This window comes from Chitinophaga parva, from assembly GCF_003071345.1.
GTDB lineage: Bacteria > Bacteroidota > Bacteroidia > Chitinophagales > Chitinophagaceae > Chitinophaga > Chitinophaga parva.
This window is the reverse complement of sequence record NZ_QCYK01000001.1, coordinates 116,104-136,162: the sequence shown is the minus strand read 5'-3', so window position 1 is coordinate 136,162 and position 20,059 is coordinate 116,104. Positions and strand designations below refer to the sequence as shown.

The window sequence follows — 20,059 nt, the reverse complement described above, 5'->3', positions numbered from 1 at the left end:
CAAGTCTGATAATCAAACCTTCATTCACCGCAAAAGCATTTGCAATATTCAATAAATCTGCTATATTTAATTATTGAAAACCTGAACACAACATTTTCCCACCTAAACCAAATTCTATGTTAACAGTTCTGTTAGTGCTCGCACTGTTGTTTTTCATTGCCCACGTTGCCCTTTTATTTACTTCTTTCGGGAAAGATGCCTACAACAAACGGCGCTATGCCTGGTCGCACTATACACTGTGGATCTGCGGTGCCATCGTATATGCCGCGGCAGTGCTGTATGCCCGTGAAGACAATTCCCTGAGCATTTTCAATTCCACGGCAAAACAATTGCTGATCCTTGTTACGGTAGTAGTATTGTCCATCGTGGCACACACCATTGTGCGCCTGCTGGTGCTGCCAAAGTATAAGGCATCAGGGAGTAATTTGAGTGCCAGGTCTTAGGCCCTGAGTCTCAGGTCTTAGGTCTCAGGTCCTAGGTCTTAGGTCCTGGATACATCTAGCATGACAATACAGTAGGGTATCAACGTAAAAGCGGCTGCTTCTTTTTCAGAAACAGCCGCTTTTACTTCATGTATAGCCTTGTTCGCAGTGATGATGCAGGTACCTAAGACCTAGGACCTAAGACAATTTTACTGCTCTTTCGTAGAATCCAGCGTAAACCCAAATGTGGAGCCGATCTCCGGCTTGCTGCGCACGTTGATGGTTTGCCCGTGGGCTTCGATGATGTGCTTTACGATGGCCAGTCCCAGGCCGGTGCCGCCTATGTCGCGGCTGCGGGCCTTGTCTGTACGGTAAAAGCGCTCAAATACGCGGGGCAGGTGGTCTTCATGCATGCCGATGCCGTCGTCTGAAATTTCTACCAGCACCCGTTTGCCATCCATGTTGTAAAAGCTGGCTACCGTGTGGCCGGAGGGCTTGCCGTACTTGATGGAATTGTCTACCAGGTTAATGAGCACCTGGCGGATCTTTTCTTTGTCTGCCAGCACCTGCAGGGGGGCTTCGCAGCCTTTCTTGATGCTGAATTTAATGTCTTTGGTACCCGCCTTGAGGGAGAGGGTGTCGAATACGTCTTTCGTGAGGTCCTGGATCACGAAGGGCTCGGGGTTCACTGTCATTTCACCACTTTCCAGTTTGGAGATCTCATCCAGGTCGTCCAGCAGGCGGCAGAGACGGTCAATGTTCTTAGTGGCATTTTTCAGGAACATCTTATTCACGTTCGGATCTTCCAGGGCGCCATCCAGCAGGGTGTGGATGTAACCCTGCACCGCGAAGATGGGGGTTTTCAGCTCATGCGAAAGATTGAGCAGGAACTCCTTGCGGAACGCTTCGTTCTTGCGCAGCACTTCCAGTTCTTCTTTCTTTTGCTGGGCCCATTTTTCCACGTCTTCACTCACTTCGTCAATGGTCTTAAGGGGGAGGATGTTCTTATGGAAGAAGTCCTCTCTTTTGGTGGCCTTGGTCTGGTAAATGAATTTGTAGATCAGCTTTATTTTGCGGTAGATGAAGTTTTGCAGCGTATAAAGATAGAGGTAGTAAGACACCAGGAAGGTAAGCCCAAAGGCAATGCCTACCACGGTCCACCGGCCATCGGCAATAAGGCTGAATAAAGCAAGTATACTGGCAAGGACTAAAGCGGTAAAACCCGCAAGTTTCTGCGGGGACAGATTTTTGGCACTAAACATACTCCAGAGCGAGTAATTTGAATAATAGCGGGAAATTAATTTAAATTTTTTGTTTTTCATGCAGGGCATAACAGTGCCGGGCGGTCCCGAAGGCCGCCTGGACAAATGCGTGAAGAAATAGCAGGAGGGTTTAGATCTCGAATTTGTATCCCACCCCTTTCACGGTTGTGATCAGGTCTACGCCCAGCTTCTGGCGTATTTTGCGGATATGCACATCAATGGTGCGGTCGCCCACGATCACCTCTGTTCCCCATACCTGGTTGAGGATCTCGTTGCGCAGGAACACACGGCCTGGCTTGGAGGCCAGGAGTTGCAGCAGTTCAAATTCTTTCTTGGCCAGCACGATCTCGGTACCCTTGTAAGTCACCGTGAATTTTTCCCGGTCTATCACCAGGTCGCCCAGTTGCACCTGCATGTCTTCCGGCTTGTTAAGGCGGCGGAACAGGGCATTGATGCGGCTTACCAGCAATTTAGGTTTGATGGGCTTGGCAATATAATCGTCGGCGCCCATGTTGAGGCCGTCTATTTCAGATTTTTCGTCGTTGAGTGCCGTCAGGAAGAGGATCATGGTTTCCTTGAATTCCGGCAATTTGCGCAGGTCGCGGCAGGTATCTATGCCATTCTTGTTGGGCATCATGATGTCCAGCATGATGAGGTCAGGGCGGAAGATCTTCGCCTTCTGGATGGCCTCCAGGCCGTCCTTTGCGGTCACCGTGTCGTACCCGGCGCTTTTGAGGTTGTAGCTGATAATTTCCAGAATGTCCAGTTCGTCATCCACCACTAAAATTTTTCCTGCAACCGCTTGATCGATCATAACTTTTACATTTAGTTGAAAAGACCCTGCAAAATTAACCAGCCGCATCTGATTAATGTGAAGTTTACATTATGAAATTGTTAATTAGCGTACAGCGTACAGCGTACAACGTACAACGTACAACCTACGCTGTACAATGGACGGCAAGCCGAAAATACCCATGATGGCCGGTTTATGAAGCTTTGAATCCCAGGAGGAAAGCCCGCGTTCCATGGCCTGGCCCGCCTGCAAACTGATCAGCTCCCTCCTTGCCCGGGCCGTCACAAATGGAAATGGTACGTTGTACGCTGCACGCTGTACGTTGTACAATTGCTCACTTCTTCACCGCCTCCAGTATATCATTCATCATACTGATCTGGATCTGCTGCAATTCCATCATATCCTGTTGCTGGTTGATAAGCAGGTGGTCCAGTTTTTCATGGATGATGCGGATCTCCATTTCGGATTTCAGGTTTACCATGTAATCGTTCCGGGCCCGCACCCGGTCCTTTTCCTCCTGGCGGTTCTGGCTCATCATGATCACGGGCGCCTGCAGGGCGGCCAGGCAGGAAAGCACCAGGTTCAGGAGGATGAAAGGGTAGGGGTCAAAGGCCTTGCTGGAGAGCAGGAACACATTTATGGCCATCCAGACCACGATAATGCCTCCAAACCAGCCAATGAAGGTCCAGCTGCCCCCAAAGTCGGCGATCTTGTCAGCCAGGCGCTGCCCGGGTGTCAGGGGCATGGTGTCTGTAGGGTCTTGCTGGGCTACATTCTCATGCAGGCGCAGCTTTTCCAGTACCTGGCGCTCCAGGTCCGTAAGGGTTTGCACCTCCCGGCGGATCAGCTTTTCATAATACTTCTGGCGGTACCGTTGTAATTCCGGCATGGCCAGGCAGTGCTGGTCGGAGAATGCGGGATGCTCCGCCTGGATAAGGCTCATGATAGACGCCCGCAGGGCCTTGGCCGGCACCCGCTCATCCAGGGGATAGGTCTTTCCTGATAAATCGCTCGTAAATGTTTGCATAATAATTTCAGACCCCACGAATGTAGCGAAAAATGCACCCACCCGGCGCACTGAAAATGAACATATCATTGATTAAATCTGTTATATGAAACTGCCTGTTATCCATTTTTTAAAGCTATTAGCAGGCGCATGCATAGGGTAAAATTGCCAATTTGGTAGTAAATTTGCAATGTATAGTCAACGTACAACTAATTCATTCATGAGGAAATTTTTTATGGTCGTTCTACTGGCCGCCGCTCCCGGCAGCCAGCTCTTTGCGCAGCAAGCACGCCCCCAGATACCAATAGGCAGGCAAGGGATCCACGAAAGCATTGACCGGGAACAGGTGGCCGCCGATAAGTTTGACGGTAAACAGGATAACACTGTTTCCGTGGGAGAGGATGCCACTATCAACCTGGAAGTGACAAACGCCCTGATCACCCAGGTAGACAAAATGCAGGACCAGATAGAACTGGACTCCGCACTGGACCATCGTCTTAAAATGAAATACCTGACCGCGATCAACCAGGTATTGCACCTCTACAATCAAAACCGCTCTTATCATAAGATTGAAGCCGCAGACGCGCCGGACATGATCAGAGTGTTCCAGCAGATGATGCAGGCCGATATACAAGGCCAGAGTGTGGCCCCCCTGCTGGATGGCCTCACCTACGAGACGGCCAATATTGTGCTGCAGCCTTTCTCCGGCAATCCCGGTTTTAAAGACGCCAAGGGCATCCTCTTTGCCAAGTATGCCTTTAACCACCTGGAAACCATCATGGCCGATGTGCCCCAATACCTGGAGTACCCGGTAACAGACAGCGTGGTAGCGGCCGTGGCCCGTAAGTACCCCAACCAGGTGCTTACCTATGCCACTTCTTACACCCCCACCGCCGCAGCCATCCGCAAGAATCCTGACCCTATTGTACAACAGATCGTGCAGATAGGCCGCAGTGAGCAGAGCACCCGCATCCTGCCCTTCATTGACGAGCTGCTGGATGGCAGTACCACCATTGCCAGCCTGGAAAAAATAGTGGCCAATGACGACAGCTATTACAAGCAGATGGTAAAATCCACCATCAAACTGCAGAACCGTAAGCTGTCCGGCGAAACGCCCATAGGCCTCAAAGCCATGCAGGAAAACCTGCAGGCAAAATCCCTGCTTTACATCCGCGAGGTGGACGACCTGCACGAAGAGCAGCCCCCCGTACGGTTCCGCATTGTAAAAGATTTTACACCGCAAGAGCTGTACTACCTGATCGTAAACGGCCAGGAAGAGCTCTACACCTCCAGCTACACCAATCATAACGGGGCCGGCCTGTACGACCAGATGATGGCCCGTATGAAGCCTCCCCGCGGAGACAGCCTGCTGATGCTGGTAGGCTTTGACCACTTCAAGAAATTCCTGGCCATGGCGGCCGGTTTTAATACCCTGGATAACTTCCTGAAATCCATGGAACCGGAAAATGCCAACTACCTCATGAAGAAATTTGTGAGCAACCTGGAAAAGACGGAAGACCTGGAAGATGCCGTGGACGTGGCCAATTCTTTTGGCAGCATCCGCGATCCCAAGCTGCTGGATTTCCTGCGCAGCGAAGTGCAGAAGAACTACGCTTTTGTGAGCAAGAAAAAGGACCGCCGCGGCACGGTGATCTACTCCCTGCTGAGCAGCCTGTTTGAAACGGAGGCCGGCGCCGGCAATGACTCTTCCAAAGCCACAGATATGGCTGCGAAGTTCCAGTTGCCCCCCATTAATTATGTAAACTTCAACACCCTGCAGAACGACAGTGGCCGGGTATACGAACAGGTATTTTTCTATGGCGATAAAGACGGCCAGGAAAGTTTTGCCAGCTTCATGACCAACTTCCCTGCCGGCGACTGGCGCATTGTCAAGAATGCCAGCTGGGCCACCATCACCTCGCTGAAAGGCCAGCCGGTGACCATTTACGCCAACCTGCCTATAGACGAACCGGGGGATAAGGAAGCCATCCAGAAACTGAGTGATTTCCTGGATGAAAAAGATATTCACCCTACCATCTTCATCCACCGTGGCCACAGCTACCATGTGAACACCACGATGGATAACCTGCAAAGCTCTGCCAAGATCGTGGTACTGGGCTCCTGCGGGGGCTATCACAACCTGGCCACGGTACTGAACAAGGCACCGGAAGCTCACATTATTTCCTCCAAACAGGTGGGTACCCGCCGCGTGAATGAGCCCATCCTGCGCAACCTGGAAGAAGATGTGCGCCAGGGCAAACGCATAGACTGGGTAGCCATGTGGGCCAACCTTTCCAAACGCTTTGCCGGGGATGCCACCAGCCGCGACCTGTTCAACGACTACGTGCCGCCCCACAAGAACCTGGGTGCTATTTTTATCAAGGCCTACACCCAGATCATGAAAGAGAACAAGTAGCACATTAATTTGTCAGGTTGTTGGATAAAATGAATTGACAAAAATTGGTGGGCTGATAAGTCGTAAATTTGCCGGGTAGTTAAAACCGCAACAAACAAAAGTTGCCGTTTTGCTGCCCGGCATTTGCTTTTTGATAACCCGGCATTTTACAATTGAATAATCAATTTTTCATTCTTCCGGCCAGTTATCAATCCGGCAATCTGGCAATTTGATCATCTAACAACCTAACCACTTGGAAAATATAAAGGTTAAGAAAGTCTTTGATTTCAGCCTGCTGCGGCGGTTGTTCACGTTTGCCGGGCCTTACCGGCGCTCGTTCTACTGGTCTATGGTGATGACCGTGCTGCTGGCGCTGATCTCGCCGGTGCGGCCATACCTCATACAGCTCACAGTAGATAAATACATTGCTAACAACTGGATCCAGGCGCTCATCAACATAAGCCTCATCCAAGTGGGTATGCTGCTGGTGGAAACGGCCATGCGTTTTCTTTTCACCTATCTCACCAACTGGCTGGGACAAAGCGTGGTAAAGGATCTGCGCCTGGCGGTGTATAAAAAAGTGAGCCACCTGAACCTGGCCTTTTTTGATAAAACACCCATTGGTACCCTTACTACCCGTACCATCAACGATATTGAGGCCATCAACGATATTTTTTCCGAAGGGCTGATCTCCATCATTGCAGATGTGCTGATGATCGTGGCCATCCTGGCCATGATGTTCTTCCAGGACTGGCGCCTTACACTGGTAAGCCTTTCGCCTTTCCCCGTGCTCATCCTGGCCACGTATCTTTTCAAGGAAAGTGTGAACAAGTCTTTTTACCAGGTGCGCAACGCGGTGGCCGCGCTCAATGCGTTTGTGCAGGAACATATTACCGGCATGGTGGTAGTGCAGGCATTTTCAGGAGAGAAAAGGGAATCTGCCAAGTTTAAAAAGATCAATAAGGAACACCGCAAAGCCAACGTGGACGCTATTTTCGCATACTCCGTGTTTTTTCCCGTGGTGGAAATTATCCTGGCCATTTCCCTGGGCCTCATGGTGTGGTATGGGGCTAACCAGGTGCTCAACTACCAGGTAACACAAGGGGTAATGATCGCGTTTATCATGTACCTGAACATGCTCTTCCGTCCCCTGCGGGTGCTGGCGGATAAGTTCAATACCCTGCAAATGGGCATGGTGGCCTGTGAGCGCGTATTTAAGCTGCTGGACAGTGACGAATACCTGCCGGACCACGGCACCAAAAGCGCGGCAAACCTCAAAGGCGCCATCACGTTTGACAATGTTTCCTTTGCTTACAAGGACAATGACTACGTACTGCGGAATATCAATTTTGATGTGAAGCCCGGCGATACCGTGGCCATTGTGGGGCATACCGGTTCCGGCAAAACCACCATTATCAGTATCCTGAACCGGCTGTATGATATCCAGCAGGGCCGCATTTTGCTGGATGGGGTAGATATCCGCGATTACAAGCTGGCCTCTGTGCGCAGCAGGATAGGAGTGGTGCTGCAGGACGTGTTCCTGTTTGCCGGCTCCATTTATGAGAACATGACCCTGCGCAATCCCAACATTACGCGGGAGCAGGTGGAAGCCGCCACCAAGATGATCGGCATGTACGAATTTATTTCCGAACTGCCGGGCGGCTTTGACTATGCAGTGATGGAGCGCGGCAGCACCCTGTCCCTGGGGCAGCGCCAGCTCATTTCCTTTGTGCGCGCCCTGCTTTACAACCCCGCTATCCTGGTGCTGGATGAGGCCACCTCCTCTGTAGACACCGAGTCTGAAATGCTGATCCAGCACGCCATTGATAAGCTGATCTCCGACCGTACGGCCATCGTTATTGCCCACCGCCTGTCTACCATCAGCAAAGCTGACAAGATCATTGTGCTGGACAAGGGCGAGATCAAGGAGATAGGCACCCACGAGGAATTGCTCAAAAAAGAAGGGTTCTACTTTAAGCTGCACAGCATGCAGTTTAAGAAGGCCAGCGTATAGCCATCTTATTTTCCAATAACGCATCCCCGCCCGGCTTCTGCATGGGCGGGGATTTTTGTGTTAGTGCAGGAAATTAACTATATATGTCAAAAAAATGTATATAACTTGTGCGCCATACTGTTTTAATGCCCGAACCCTTATGAAACGAAGTACCCTGATTGTCCTGACCTTATGCGCATCCCTATCTCTCCGTGCAGGTGATTATGAAAAGGCCTGGGAGTACATCCACAAAAATGACATCCCCCATGCGCGCGAATGCCTGGCCAGGGCCATGAAAGCGCCCGCCACGCATGATAATGCGCTGGCCTCCCTGCTGCTGCTGGAAATGTATGAAGGCTACCCCGAAGACGTGGCCCTGCGCCTGCACAACCCGGTGACCACCTTTTCCAAACCATCCCCTTACTGGTACGCATTCTGGTTTTCGGAAGCCCTGCTGGGCGACTATGGTGGAAAAAAAGGTTACCAGCTGGATAACCTGAACCAGGTACTGAAAGACCCGGCCATGGATGGCTCGCTGCGGGCGGCCGGCCACTATTTTTACGGCAAGCACCTGTACGACCTGAACGAAGTGGCCCAAACGCCGGCGCACTTCCGGGCCATGGGCGCCGTGGAGAACTGGGCCCATGTAGGCCCGTTTGACAACACCTCCGGCAGCGGTTTTGACAAGGACTTTGGCCCGCTGCACGAACCGAAGACCGGCAAGGGTTTTACCATTTACAATAACACCATGGCCGACTGGTTTGTGCCACCCATCCCCACCAATGAAGGCTGGGCCTTTGTGGGCCAGTACTTCCCCGCGGTGACCGGCACCGGCATTGGCTATTCCCAGTCGTTTGTAAAGGCCCCCGCTGCTACAGATGCCCTGCTGGCGCTGGGAGGCGCCGGCTCCTTTAAAGTATGGGTGAATGACCGCCTGCTCATATCGCATGCGGAAGAAGCACTCACGGAACTGGACCGGCACGTGGTGCCGGTGCACCTGAACGCCGGCTACAACCGTGTGCTGGTGCAGACCGGCTTTACGTCCGGATCTGACCGGGCTAACTTCATTATCCGTTTTATAAACGACCGCCATGATCCCATACCCGGCCTGGAAAATACCACCGCTGTGCAACCTTACACGGTGGATACGCAAACAACGCAGCCGGAAGAGATCCCGCACTTTGCCGTGGCCTTTTTCAAGGATGCATTGAAGAAGAATCCCAATGATGTAGCCAATGCCATACTGCTGTCCAAGGTGTATGTGCGCAACGAGGAATACGATAAGGCCAAGGAAGTGATGCACCCCTTCTACCGCAAATACCCGGATGACCCGGTGGTGCTCAATTACTACACGGCCTGCCTGGGCGAATCCAAAGACCGCACGGAAGCGGCGGAGGTAAGGGAACACCTTAAAGCGATAGACCCCGGTAATTACTGGGTAAAGATCGTGGAGAGCCAGCGCCTTGCAGATGAAAAACAATACCAGGAAGCCCTGGATACCCTGCTGGCAGCAGAAAAAATGCAGGGCGAACGCTTGTATACCGATATCCGAAAGGTAGGCCTGCTGGCAGGTATGCAGCTCATAGACAGTACCGTGAACACCCTGCGCCGCGCATACGAGCGCTACCCGGAAAACCGGGAAGTGACGAACATAATGTACAAAATTGAAAAGCAGGTATACTCCGACAATGAAGCGGCCCTGGACGTACTGAGAAAATATGTAGCGCTTACAAATGACTACAACGGCTCTTACAACCTGGCCAATGAGTACCTGGAGCAATCCAAGGCAGACAGCGCACTGATGGTATTCCGCAAAATGACCGCGGTGGAACCCTACAACAAGGCCAGCTATGAAAACCTGATCAATGTGTTTTTCAAGCAACGCCAGTACGACAGCGTGATGCACTACCTGGAACTGCAGCACAGCATCAGTCCTTACAGCCACAGTGTATATGGTTCCATGGCCACTTGCTACCTGCAGCAGAAAAATGAAGCCAGGGCCATTGAGAATTACGAGAAGGCATTGGCCATTTACCCCAGCCAGTACGAGTACCGCCGCCGCCTGCGTGAACTGCAGGGCAAGCCTAACATTTTTAAATACTTCCCCACGCTGGAATATACCAAGGTGATAGCGGATGCCTTTAAGCAGCCGCAGGATAGCACAGAGCCCATCACCGTATTGTTTGACCAGGATAACGTGGTGCTGTATGGTAAAGGCGCCACAGAGCGTATCAACAGCTTTGCGGCGGTGCTGCAGAACAAGGCTGCCATTGACAACTGGAAGGAGCTGTCATTGCCCTACAATGATGCCTACCAGGACCTGGACATTATCAAGGCGGAAGTAGTGAAACGCAGTGGTGCCCGCATCCCCGGCGATGTGGAGGGCAACCAGATCGTGTTTGAAAAACTGGAGCCGGGTGATGCGATCTATTACAGTTATAAAGTGAGCAGTTATGGTATTGGCCGCCTGGGCCGCGAGTTCTGGGACAGCTACATCTTTGGGTCCACCGCGCCGGTAGTGCACCAGCAGTACAATGTGCTGGTGGCAGACGGAGAGGAGCTGAACTACCAGGTGCTGAATGGCCCCGACCTGAAGCCCGCCATCAGCCAGCAGGAAAATTTTAAACTGTACTCCTGGACCCGCGATAACATGGCCGTGATCCACAGCCAGCCCTTTATGCCGCCGCTGGCGGATGTGGGGATGAACCTGCAGGTGTCTACCGTAAAATCCTGGGATGTGATAGCCGGCTGGTACAGTGATCTTACCCGCCTGCAAAGCCGCGATGATTATGATGTAACCCAGGCCTTCCGGGAGATATTCCCCGCCGGGGTGGCAAACCTGTCTGATTCCGTAAAGGCGCGCCGCATCTATGAATACATTGAAAGTAATATGGCCTATAGCTCTGTGTCTTTCCGCCAGAGCGCCTTTGTGCCCCAGCGGGCTTCCCGCACCCTGGCCACCCGCCTGGGCGATTGCAAGGACCTGTCTACCCTGTTCCTCGCCTTTGCCCGCAAAGCCGGCCTGGACGCCAACCTGGTGCTGGTGAACACGCGAGACAACGGCAGCCACGTGATGCAGTTGCCTTCCATGGAATTCAACCACTGCATTGTGCGGGTGAAATTCAACGACACCGATCATTACCTGGAACTTACCAACAACATGCAGGCCTTTGACGTACTGCCCAATAACGTGTATGGCGCGCAGGTGTTGAATATTCCGTACAACTTTACGCCACCGGCCGCCATTGCGCTGCTGCAGCCCCGGCGCTTTGCACAATCAGCTGCCCATGTGCGTTCACAGGTGAAGGTAACCGGTAGTGACGTGGAAGTGATGCAGGACCTGTGTTTCACCGGCGCCCGCGCCTCCCTGATCCGCTCCGTGTATACAGACCGGAACGAGGCCGCCCGGAAGGACCAGGTGCACTACGCGGTGAGCAATATGTTTAAGAACCCGGTGGAAGTGGAAACCTTCAACTTCGGTAACCTGGGTGGCCTGGCAGACAGTGTGCGTGAAAGCGTGAAGTTCCGCGTGAGCAACGAGGTGATCAACGTGGGAGATTTCAGCATGGTGCACCCGGTGTTCCGGGAGCAGGTAGCCACCGCCGGTATTTTTACAAACGAAGCCCGCCGCTATCCCTTTGAATACTGGGATTATGAAAATACAGATAACTATACTGATGAGGTAGAGATCCACCTGGAGCAGGGTAAAACCTTTAACCAGATACCCGGTGGGATGGATACCACGTTCAAGGGCATGCACTACAAGCTCAGTTATGCGCAAACCGCTCCCGGTGTGCTGCTGGTGAGCCGCAGCTTCATTACAGACAGTAAGGCGGAAATAGCGGAAGCGGACTTCCCGGGCCTGAAGGCCTTTTTCCAGAAGATCATGAGCGAGGAGCAGAAATACATCTCCTTCAAATAAACGAAGTTTACACCAGGGGTTTGCTGGCAAGCGCCCCGTGAAGGGGGCATCCGGGGGATGCTCCCTTTTTTGTTTTTGCGCCCCGCTGGCATGGTATCTGTACCCACCGCAGTAAACCATGCAACCATGAACCAGAACCCAAATCCGAACCAGTCGTCCTATGAGCCGGAGGCCGGCCATAGTTATTCCGAGAAAATAGATGCTTTCAAAAAGGACCTGGATGCCATTGAGGCCCGCCACCCCGACCTTTTTGCCAGCCGGGGAGATAAGCTGGCAGACCATTACGTGCTGGATGCTACCAATACCAGGGCCGGTTTCCGCTTCCTGCCGGATTCAGACCTGCCGGAAAGCGTGAAGGAGGAGTGCATTTGCGCCTACCGGAAAGAATTTGCCCTGGTGGAATAACACCGGGGTAGCACCCCGGAAAATTTTCCGGTACACGGGTGTACGACATTAGGCATTATAAAATAATATATATGATAATCTGCCTATGTTAGGCCTTTTTCCCTTGCCTGTACCTGCCTTGTGCCAAAGGGGCGCCAGGGGTTAGAAATCCCTGTTCCGGAACCACTTTATCGCAAATAATAATATGTATTAATTCACTGATAATTAATTCCCTCCGCCTGGTCTCCTTCTTTTTTGTTGTCGTCATCGTTTTTGAACTAAATTCTGCTATCTTTGCGCAAAATTTCAAGAAAAGGTGATTTCCTATAAACTGTTCAAACATAGTCTGGTAGCTACTCTGACGGCCTTGTGCCTGCATGGTTCCATGGCTTTTGCCGCTGCCCCCGAAAATGCTTCCGAAGGTGCTGAAACGGCTAAAACCGAGACAGCTGCTCCTGAAGCGGAGGGCAGCAAGAAGATCGATGCGAAAGAGTTACTGCTCGGACACGTAAAAGACAGCCATGAATGGCACTTCTTTAGCCTGGGTGAAAAAAACCATGTGACCATTCCTTTGCCCGTAATTGTTTACTCTTCAAAGGGCCTTTCTGTATTTTCCTCCGCTAAGTTTGAAGAGGGAGAGGCTACCCACGAAGGTTTCCGCCTGGTAAATGCCGAGTACCGTGCAGAACACCAGTTGGACGAAGCCGCTTATCCCAATGAAAAGATCATCGCGGTAGACGAGCACAACAATCCTACCGGTGAAAAAGTATATGATTTTTCCATCACCAAGAACGTAACTTCCATGATGATCGCAGCCATCCTGCTGCTGTGGATCATGATCTCCATCGCCAATACTTACAAAGCCCGCGGCGCCAAGAAAGCGCCCAAAGGTTTCCAGGGTGTAATGGAACCGGTGATCATCTTCATGCGCGATGAGGTAGTAAAGCCTAACATCCCCGGCAAGAAGGCAGATAAATATGCACCGCTCATCCTGACCATCTTCTTCTTTATATTGATCAACAACCTGCTGGGCCTCCTGCCCGGTTCTGCAAACGTGACCGGCAATATTGCGGTAACCGCTGCACTGGCGCTGATCTCCTTCATCGCTATCCTGTTTGCTACCAACCGTCATTTCTGGGCGCACATCTTCAACCCGCCGGTACCTGGCTTTGTTAAGCCTATCCTGGCCCCGGTAGAGCTGATCGGCGTGTTTACCAAGCCGGTATCCCTGATGATCCGACTTTTTGCAAACATGCTGGCAGGCCACATTATTATCCTCAGCATTATCTCCCTCATCTTCATCTTTGGTGCCATGAACAAGGCCGCTGGCTATGGTTTCATGCCGATCACCATTGTGTTTAACATGATGATGATGTGCCTGGAGCTGCTGGTAGCCTTTATCCAGGCTTTCATCTTTGCCACGCTCACAGCGGTATTCATCGGCCAGTCCATGGAAGGTGCACACCATGATGAGGAGCACGGTCATGCACCGGCTCACCACTGATCAATTCCGGAACTAACTTTTTATTTAAATACAAACAAATAATCAATTATGGCTCTTTTAACAGTTTTGCTGCAGGCTGCTGCAGGCGCTGGCCTGGCTAAGGCAGGTGGCGCAATCGGTGCTGGTGTAGCTGCTATCGCTGCTGGTATCGGTGTAGGTAACATCGGTAAAAGCGCGCTGGAATCTATCGCCCGTCAGCCCGAAGCTGCAAACGACATCCGCGCTAACATGATCCTGGCTGCTGCACTGGTAGAAGGTGTGGCCCTGTTCGGCGTTATCGCTGGTCTGCTGGCAGTAGTAAGCTAATTGACCTTCTTTACTGCATCCTGCGCACAGGGCAAGGGATGCAGTAAATTTTTTTCCCACGGCCATTTTTGATTATTACCAATTCAACGCAAACAATAACACGCTATAATAAATTACTATGGATCTGTTGATGCCTGGCTTAGGCTTATTTTTCTTCTCCCTTGTCATCTTCCTCATCGTTTTCTTCCTGCTGAAGAAATTTGCCTGGACTCCCATCCTGGGCGTGCTGAAGGAAAGAGAAACTTCCATTGCTGACTCCATTGCATCTGCAGAGCGCGTAAAGGAAGAAATGGCACAGATGAAAGCCGAGCACGAACATGTGCTGGCGGAAGCGAAAGCCGAAAGAAGCAAAATCCTGAAAGAAGCCAAAGACGCGAAAGATCACATCATCGCGGAAGCGAAAACACAGGCGCAGGCCGAAGCCAAGAAGATCATCACCGAGGCTTACGCTGCTATTGAAACCCAGAAACAGGCTGCCCTCACCGAAGTGAAGAACCAGGTAGGCAACCTCGTGATCGATGTAGCTGAGAAAGTGCTGAGAAAAGAACTGGCAGACAAAACTGCACAGGAGCGCTACATTAAAGACCTGGCCGGAGATATTAAACTGAACTAATTAACACGGAGGAGCCGTTTGCTGTAAATCCTGCCTGTGGCTGGTTTACGACAAGCGGCCCCGCTGCGAAAAGCGATATAAACACATGCAGAATCCCCGCTTAGCATCGAGATATGCAAAATCATTGGTAGACCTGGCCCTGGAGAAATCCCTGCTGGAGCCGGCGTACACCGATATGAAACTGCTGGTGAGCATAGCCAAGAGCAACCCCGATGTGGTGAGTTTGCTGAAAAGCCCTATCATCAAGGCCGATAAGAAGAACAGCATCCTGTCTGCTATCCTGGCGGGCAAGGTAAGTGAGCTGACTTCTGCTTTCGTGACCCTGCTGGTGAACAAAGGCCGCGAAGCCTTCCTGCCGGAGATCGCAGCCGCTTTTATTGAACAGTACCAGGCGATCAAACATATCCATAAGGTGAAGATCACCACTGCCGTACCGCTGGATACCGCAGCACTGGCCGCCCTCACAGCGCGGATCCAGGCCAGCTTCCCCGGCCAGCAGCTGGACATTGAAACCGATGTGAAAGAAAGCCTGATCGGCGGCTTCCTGCTGGAAACCGGCAACCAGCTGTTTGACGGCTCGGTGGCCCGCAACCTGGAAGACCTGCGCAAGAACTTCAGTGGTAACGCTTACGTTCCTGCTATTCACTAATTTTTTTCCTACAGCAGCCGCTGCGTAGTCGCAAAGCTGTCTGTCGTTATATATTTTAAACGACTCTTTTAAAAACACATAATTTATGGTGAGCATCAAACCCGATGAAATTTCTGCGATACTGCGCCAGCAGCTGAGCAACTTCAATGCATCGGCCGAACTGGAAGAAGTGGGTACCGTACTGCAAATAGGTGACGGTATTGCGCGCATCTACGGCCTGAACAATGTACGTTCCGGTGAACTGGTAGTGTTTGAAAATGGTGTAAAAGCAATTGCCCTGAACCTGGAAGAAGACAACGTGGGTGTGGTACTGATGGGGGATGCAGGCCAGATCAGAGAAGGTGACAAGGTACGCCGCACCGGCCAGATCGCTTCCATCAAGGTAGGCGAAGGCATGGTAGGCCGTGTGATCAATACCCTGGGCGAACCGATAGACGGTAAAGGCCCCATTACTGGTGAACTGTACGAAATGCCGATCGAGCGTAAAGCCCCCGGCGTATTGTTCCGTGAGCCGGTAAAAGAACCGCTGCAGACCGGTATCAAGGCTATTGACGCCATGATCCCCGTAGGCCGTGGCCAGCGTGAGCTGGTGATCGGTGACCGCCAGACAGGTAAAACTGCCATCTGTATTGACACCATCATTAACCAGAAAGAATTTTACGAAGCCGGCAAGCCGGTATATTGCATCTACGTAGCCATTGGCCAGAAAGCTTCTACCATTGCCGGCGTAATGCGCACCCTGCAGGAAAATGGCGCTATGGCTTATACCACCATCGTAGCCGCTTCCGCAGCTGATCCCGCTCCCCTGCAGTTCTATGCTCCCTTTGCCGGTGCTGCTATCGGTGAGTTCTTCCGCGACAGCGGCCGCCCCGCACTGATCGTATACGATGACCTGTCCAAACAGGCCGTTGCTTACCGTGAGGTGTCCCTGCTGCTCCGCCGTCCGCCCGGCCGTGAAGCATATCCCGGTGACGTATTCTACCTGCACTCCCGCTTGCTGGAACGTGCGGCTAAGATCATCGCCAAGGACGATATCGCTGCCCAGATGAATGACCTGCCCGAGTCTATCCGTCACCTGGTAAAAGGTGGTGGCTCCCTGACCGCGCTGCCTATCATCGAAACACAGGCGGGTGACGTATCTGCCTACATTCCCACGAACGTGATCTCCATCACCGATGGCCAGATCTTCCTGGAATCCAACCTGTTCAACGCCGGTATCCGCCCCGCGATCAACGTAGGTATCTCCGTGAGCCGTGTAGGTGGTAACGCCCAGATCAAGTCCATGAAGAAAGTGGCCGGTACCCTGAAACTGGACCAGGCGCAGTACCGTGAGCTGGAAGCCTTCTCCAAATTTGGCGGTGACCTCGATGCGGCTACCAAATCCGTACTGGATAAAGGTTCCCGCAACGTGGAAATCCTGAAACAGGCCCAGTTCAACCCGTACACCGTGGAAAAACAGGTAGCCATCATCTACCTGGGTACCCAGGGCCTGCTGCGTGAAGTGCCCCTGAGAAATGTACGTGCATTTGAAGAAGCCTTCCTCAACGAAATGGACGTAAGACTGCCCGAAGTACTGGCCGAATTCAAAAAAGGCGTACTGGCAGATGAAAGCCTGAAGAAAATGGTGACCCTGGCAAACGAGCTGAAACCCCGTTTTGCCTGATCGCCCGATAATATTTAAGGAAAGCGCCTCCGCCGCAAGCGGGGGCGCTTTTATTTTATGCGGTGTAACACCCTACCACAGCCTATTTCACCGGTTTTGCCTATTTTAGAAGAAGATTAACAATTTTCACCGCCGGACAGCCCCGTTTTTACCGGCGATTTGTACTGATCTTGCCGAAATGCCCTTCCGCATCTTTATAATGCACCCTTTCTTTGCTGTAAATACTGATGGCATGAAACACTTATTACTACTGCTTACCACTGGACTACTGCCCATCCTGGCGCACGCCCAGACCACAACAGTAAGCGGTCAGGTAACCGACTCCAAAAAACATCCCCTTACCGGCGTTAACATTGCAGTACAGGAAAGTTATGACGGCACCACCTCCGGTAAAGACGGCCGCTTCACCTTCACCACCACGGAAACCGGCGATAAGTTCCTGCTGGTAAGCCTCAGCGGTTACCAGGACCTGCAGATCAAAGTATCCCTCCATGGCGGCAACGAAAGTGTACAGCTGGTCATGAAGCAATCTGCCAATGACCTCCGCCTGGTGACCATTTCCGCGGGTGCCATTGAAGCCAGCAGCAAAACCAACACGGTGCTGAAACCCCTCGATATCGTTACCACCGCCGGCGCCAATGCAGATATTGCTTCGGCGATCAAAACATTGCCCGGCGCACAACAGATCGGGGATAAGACCGGCCTGTTTGTACGCGGTGGCACCGGTTATGAAACACAAACGTATATAGACGGCTTGCTGGTAAGGAATCCTTTCTTTACAGAAATGCCGGACCTGCCTTCCCGCGGGCGCTTTTCACCCTTCCTCTTCAAAGGAACCACCTTTAGCAGCGGCGGCTACAGCGCGGCTTACGGCCAGGCGTTATCCTCCGCCCTTATCCTGGAAAGCAATGACCTGCCGGACCGCTCTTCTTCATCCGTAGGTATTTCCACGGTAGGCGTGAACCTGGGGCTGCAGGAGCTTTCAAAGGATAAGAAAAGTTCTTACGGCGTGGAAGCGGATTATACCAACCTGGCGCCTTACTTCAAGTTAGTGCCGCAGGACCGCGCCACCACCATTTATCCTGCGTTCTGGAACGGCTCCGTGAACTATCGCCTGAAAACATCCCGGACCGGCATCCTCAAATTTTATGGATACCTGAACACCAACAAGCTGGGTTTCACCCGCGAAAGCCTGGAGTACCCCGGTTACCTGGAGCTGTTTGAACTGCATAACAAGAGCGTATATACGAACCTGACGTGGAAAGAAAGAATTGATGATCACTGGCGGGTAGACTTGGGCGTGTCTTACAGCACTAACCACGATAAAATAAAACTGGATACCATCAATAAACGGGAGCCGGTCAATGTAAATAACCGCTCAGACCTGAGCCAGGTACACGTGGCGTTTTCCCGCAGCCTGGGTAGTTTCTCTTCGCTTAAACTGGGCGCCGATTACCAGTATGCGTTGGAAAACTCCGGCTACAACCAGTACCACATGAACTATGCGGATCATTACACCGCCCTGTTTGCAGAAAGCGAGATCTCCCTGGCACCGCGCCTGCTGGCCCGCGTAGGTGGCCGCGCAGAGCACTCCACCGTGCTGGATAAAACGGTGCTGGCGCCCCGTGCATCCATGGGGTATAAGCTGGACCAGTATTCACAACTGTCCGTGGCGTATGGAGAATACTACCAGAAGCCGGAGCCGGACTTCATCCGCTGGGACCATAACCTGGACTACATGCGGGCCACGCATTACATTGCCACGTATCAGAAGATCGCTACCAATTATACGTTCCGCGCAGAAGTATTTTACAAAAAATACCATGGCCTGGTAAAGACCGTACCCGATACCACCAACGGTGGCACCGGCTATGCCCGTGGCGCAGAGATCTTCTGGAGGGATAAGCGAACCTTCAGGAACGTGGACTACTGGGTGTCCTATTCTTACCTGGATACCCACCGCCAGTACCTGGACTTCCCGAAGTCTGTACAGCCCAATTTTGCTGCCACCCACACGCTGTCTGTAGTGTATAAACAATATGTGCCCAAGATCAAGACGAGCTTTGGCCTCACGTACAGCTTTGCTACCGGCCGTCCTTACTTCAACCCGAACATGCCGGTGAGTGAGTTTATGTCGCAGCACACCAAGCCTTACAATACCCTTGGTTTCAGCGCCAATTACCTCACCACCATCCGCAAGGCATTCACCGTATTTGTATTGTCTGTGACCAATGTAACCGGCAATAACCTGGTGTACAATTACAATTATTCTTCAGATGGTATGCGCCGCCAGGAAGTAACACCCAATGCGCCGCGCTTCTTCTTCCTGGGCATGTTCATGAGCTTTGGCATAGACCGCCGTCAGGAAGTGATAGACAACCAGTAACGAAGCAATTTTCAACAGCCAATTTCCAAATAGCAAATCATCCTTCATTCATACCTTTCAAAAACACAATGCACATGAAACGCATTTTCCTTTCTCTTATGCTCTGCGGCAGCATTGCTGCCGTAAACGCCCAGGACAACAGCAAGTTTGAAGCTGCCATGAAAAAGAACATTGACCAGCTGGACAGCGCGCATGCGAAGATAATGACCGGCGACGCCACCCTGATGGAAGCGGAGGCCAATGCCTTTGAACGCATTGGCAACGCGGAAAAGGACAAATGGCAACCTTACTACTATGCAGCCTATGCGCAGGTAATGGAAGCCATGTTCATCAAAGACAAGGATAAGGTGGACGGCCTGGCAGATAAGGCCACCGTAAACGTGGAAAAGGCCGAAGCTTTCAGCCCCAATAACAGTGAGCTGACCTGCCTGCGCTCGTTGATCGCCGTGTCCCGCATTTCAGTGGACCCCATGACCCGTGGCGCACAGTACGGCATGGAATCTGCCACCCTCCTGGAAAAGGCTAAATCCCAGAACCCGGAAAATCCCCGCGTGTACATGATGCAAGGCCAGAACCTGTACTTCACGCCCGCAGAATTTGGTGGTGACAAGGAGAAGGCCAAAGAACTTTTCCAACTGGCCCTGCAAAAATTTGCCAGCTTCAAACCTGCTACCAGCGTAGATCCCGCGTGGGGTGAGGCGTATACGAAGAAGTTGTTGGGGACGATGAAATAGTCGTACAACGTACAGCGTACAACGTAC

15 protein-coding genes are annotated in these 20,059 nt (G+C 52.0%); 12 read left to right on the top strand and 3 right to left on the bottom strand.

Annotated features, from left to right (window positions below):
• Positions 1 to 116: 116 nt before the first annotated feature.
• Positions 117 to 443: a hypothetical protein gene (locus DCC81_RS00610; RefSeq protein ID WP_108684661.1), complete on the top strand. Its 327-nt coding sequence runs from the start codon at positions 117 to 119 to the stop codon at positions 441 to 443.
• A 188-nt stretch (positions 444 to 631) separates the two neighbouring features.
• Here the strand turns inward: DCC81_RS00610 and DCC81_RS00605 are convergent, their stop codons facing one another.
• The 3 genes from DCC81_RS00605 to DCC81_RS00595 all read right to left on the bottom strand — a co-directional run bounded on the left by DCC81_RS00605 (position 632) and on the right by DCC81_RS00595 (position 3,504).
• On the bottom strand, positions 632 to 1,684 hold the full coding sequence (locus DCC81_RS00605) for a sensor histidine kinase (protein WP_165806382.1): 1,053 nt from the start codon (positions 1,682 to 1,684) through the stop codon (positions 632 to 634).
• Between the two features lie 130 nt (positions 1,685 to 1,814).
• On the bottom strand, positions 1,815 to 2,498 hold the full coding sequence (locus DCC81_RS00600) for a response regulator transcription factor (RefSeq protein WP_108684660.1): 684 nt from the start codon (positions 2,496 to 2,498) through the stop codon (positions 1,815 to 1,817).
• A 313-nt stretch (positions 2,499 to 2,811) separates the two neighbouring features.
• The gene (locus DCC81_RS00595; RefSeq protein ID WP_108684659.1) at positions 2,812 to 3,504 is read right to left on the bottom strand and encodes a DUF1003 domain-containing protein; all 693 of its coding nucleotides are present in this window, start codon (positions 3,502 to 3,504) and stop codon (positions 2,812 to 2,814) included.
• Between the two features lie 214 nt (positions 3,505 to 3,718).
• Here DCC81_RS00595 and DCC81_RS00590 point away from each other — a divergent pair, with 214 nt between their 5' ends.
• The 11 genes from DCC81_RS00590 (at position 3,719) to DCC81_RS00540 (ending at position 20,032) form a co-directional block, all read left to right on the top strand.
• Positions 3,719 to 5,899 carry a hypothetical protein gene (locus DCC81_RS00590; RefSeq protein WP_165806381.1) on the top strand — a complete coding sequence of 727 codons (2,181 nt, stop codon included), beginning with the start codon at positions 3,719 to 3,721 and terminating at the stop codon, positions 5,897 to 5,899.
• A 232-nt stretch (positions 5,900 to 6,131) separates the two neighbouring features.
• Positions 6,132 to 7,892, top strand: coding sequence for an ABC transporter ATP-binding protein (locus tag DCC81_RS00585; RefSeq protein WP_108684657.1), 1,761 nt, complete (start codon positions 6,132 to 6,134; stop codon positions 7,890 to 7,892).
• Positions 7,893 to 8,031: 139 nt separating this feature from the next.
• The gene (locus DCC81_RS00580) at positions 8,032 to 11,793 is read left to right on the top strand and encodes a DUF3857 domain-containing protein (RefSeq protein WP_165806380.1); all 3,762 of its coding nucleotides are present in this window, start codon (positions 8,032 to 8,034) and stop codon (positions 11,791 to 11,793) included.
• Positions 11,794 to 11,919: 126 nt separating this feature from the next.
• Complete coding sequence (locus tag DCC81_RS00575; RefSeq protein WP_133177488.1) at positions 11,920 to 12,198, top strand: hypothetical protein; 279 nt, start codon at positions 11,920 to 11,922, stop codon at positions 12,196 to 12,198.
• 295 nt (positions 12,199 to 12,493) lie between these two features.
• Positions 12,494 to 13,681: a F0F1 ATP synthase subunit A gene (atpB, locus tag DCC81_RS00570; RefSeq protein WP_108684654.1), complete on the top strand. Its 1,188-nt coding sequence runs from the start codon at positions 12,494 to 12,496 to the stop codon at positions 13,679 to 13,681.
• A 48-nt stretch (positions 13,682 to 13,729) separates the two neighbouring features.
• Positions 13,730 to 13,987 carry an ATP synthase F0 subunit C gene (gene atpE, locus DCC81_RS00565; RefSeq protein ID WP_108684653.1) on the top strand — a complete coding sequence of 86 codons (258 nt, stop codon included), beginning with the start codon at positions 13,730 to 13,732 and terminating at the stop codon, positions 13,985 to 13,987.
• A 118-nt stretch (positions 13,988 to 14,105) separates the two neighbouring features.
• The gene (atpF, locus tag DCC81_RS00560) at positions 14,106 to 14,600 is read left to right on the top strand and encodes a F0F1 ATP synthase subunit B (RefSeq protein ID WP_108684652.1); all 495 of its coding nucleotides are present in this window, start codon (positions 14,106 to 14,108) and stop codon (positions 14,598 to 14,600) included.
• Positions 14,601 to 14,685: 85 nt separating this feature from the next.
• Positions 14,686 to 15,249 carry an ATP synthase F1 subunit delta gene (atpH, locus tag DCC81_RS00555; protein ID WP_108684651.1) on the top strand — a complete coding sequence of 188 codons (564 nt, stop codon included), beginning with the start codon at positions 14,686 to 14,688 and terminating at the stop codon, positions 15,247 to 15,249.
• 85 nt (positions 15,250 to 15,334) lie between these two features.
• Positions 15,335 to 16,912: a F0F1 ATP synthase subunit alpha gene (gene atpA, locus DCC81_RS00550; protein ID WP_108684650.1), complete on the top strand. Its 1,578-nt coding sequence runs from the start codon at positions 15,335 to 15,337 to the stop codon at positions 16,910 to 16,912.
• A 232-nt stretch (positions 16,913 to 17,144) separates the two neighbouring features.
• Positions 17,145 to 19,298, top strand: coding sequence for a TonB-dependent receptor (locus tag DCC81_RS00545; RefSeq protein WP_108686420.1), 2,154 nt, complete (start codon positions 17,145 to 17,147; stop codon positions 19,296 to 19,298).
• A gap of 74 nt (positions 19,299 to 19,372) precedes the next feature.
• Positions 19,373 to 20,032 (top strand): tetratricopeptide repeat protein, encoded by a 660-nt coding sequence (locus DCC81_RS00540; RefSeq protein WP_133177487.1) that lies wholly within the window; start codon positions 19,373 to 19,375, stop codon positions 20,030 to 20,032.
• Positions 20,033 to 20,059 lie beyond the last annotated feature (27 nt).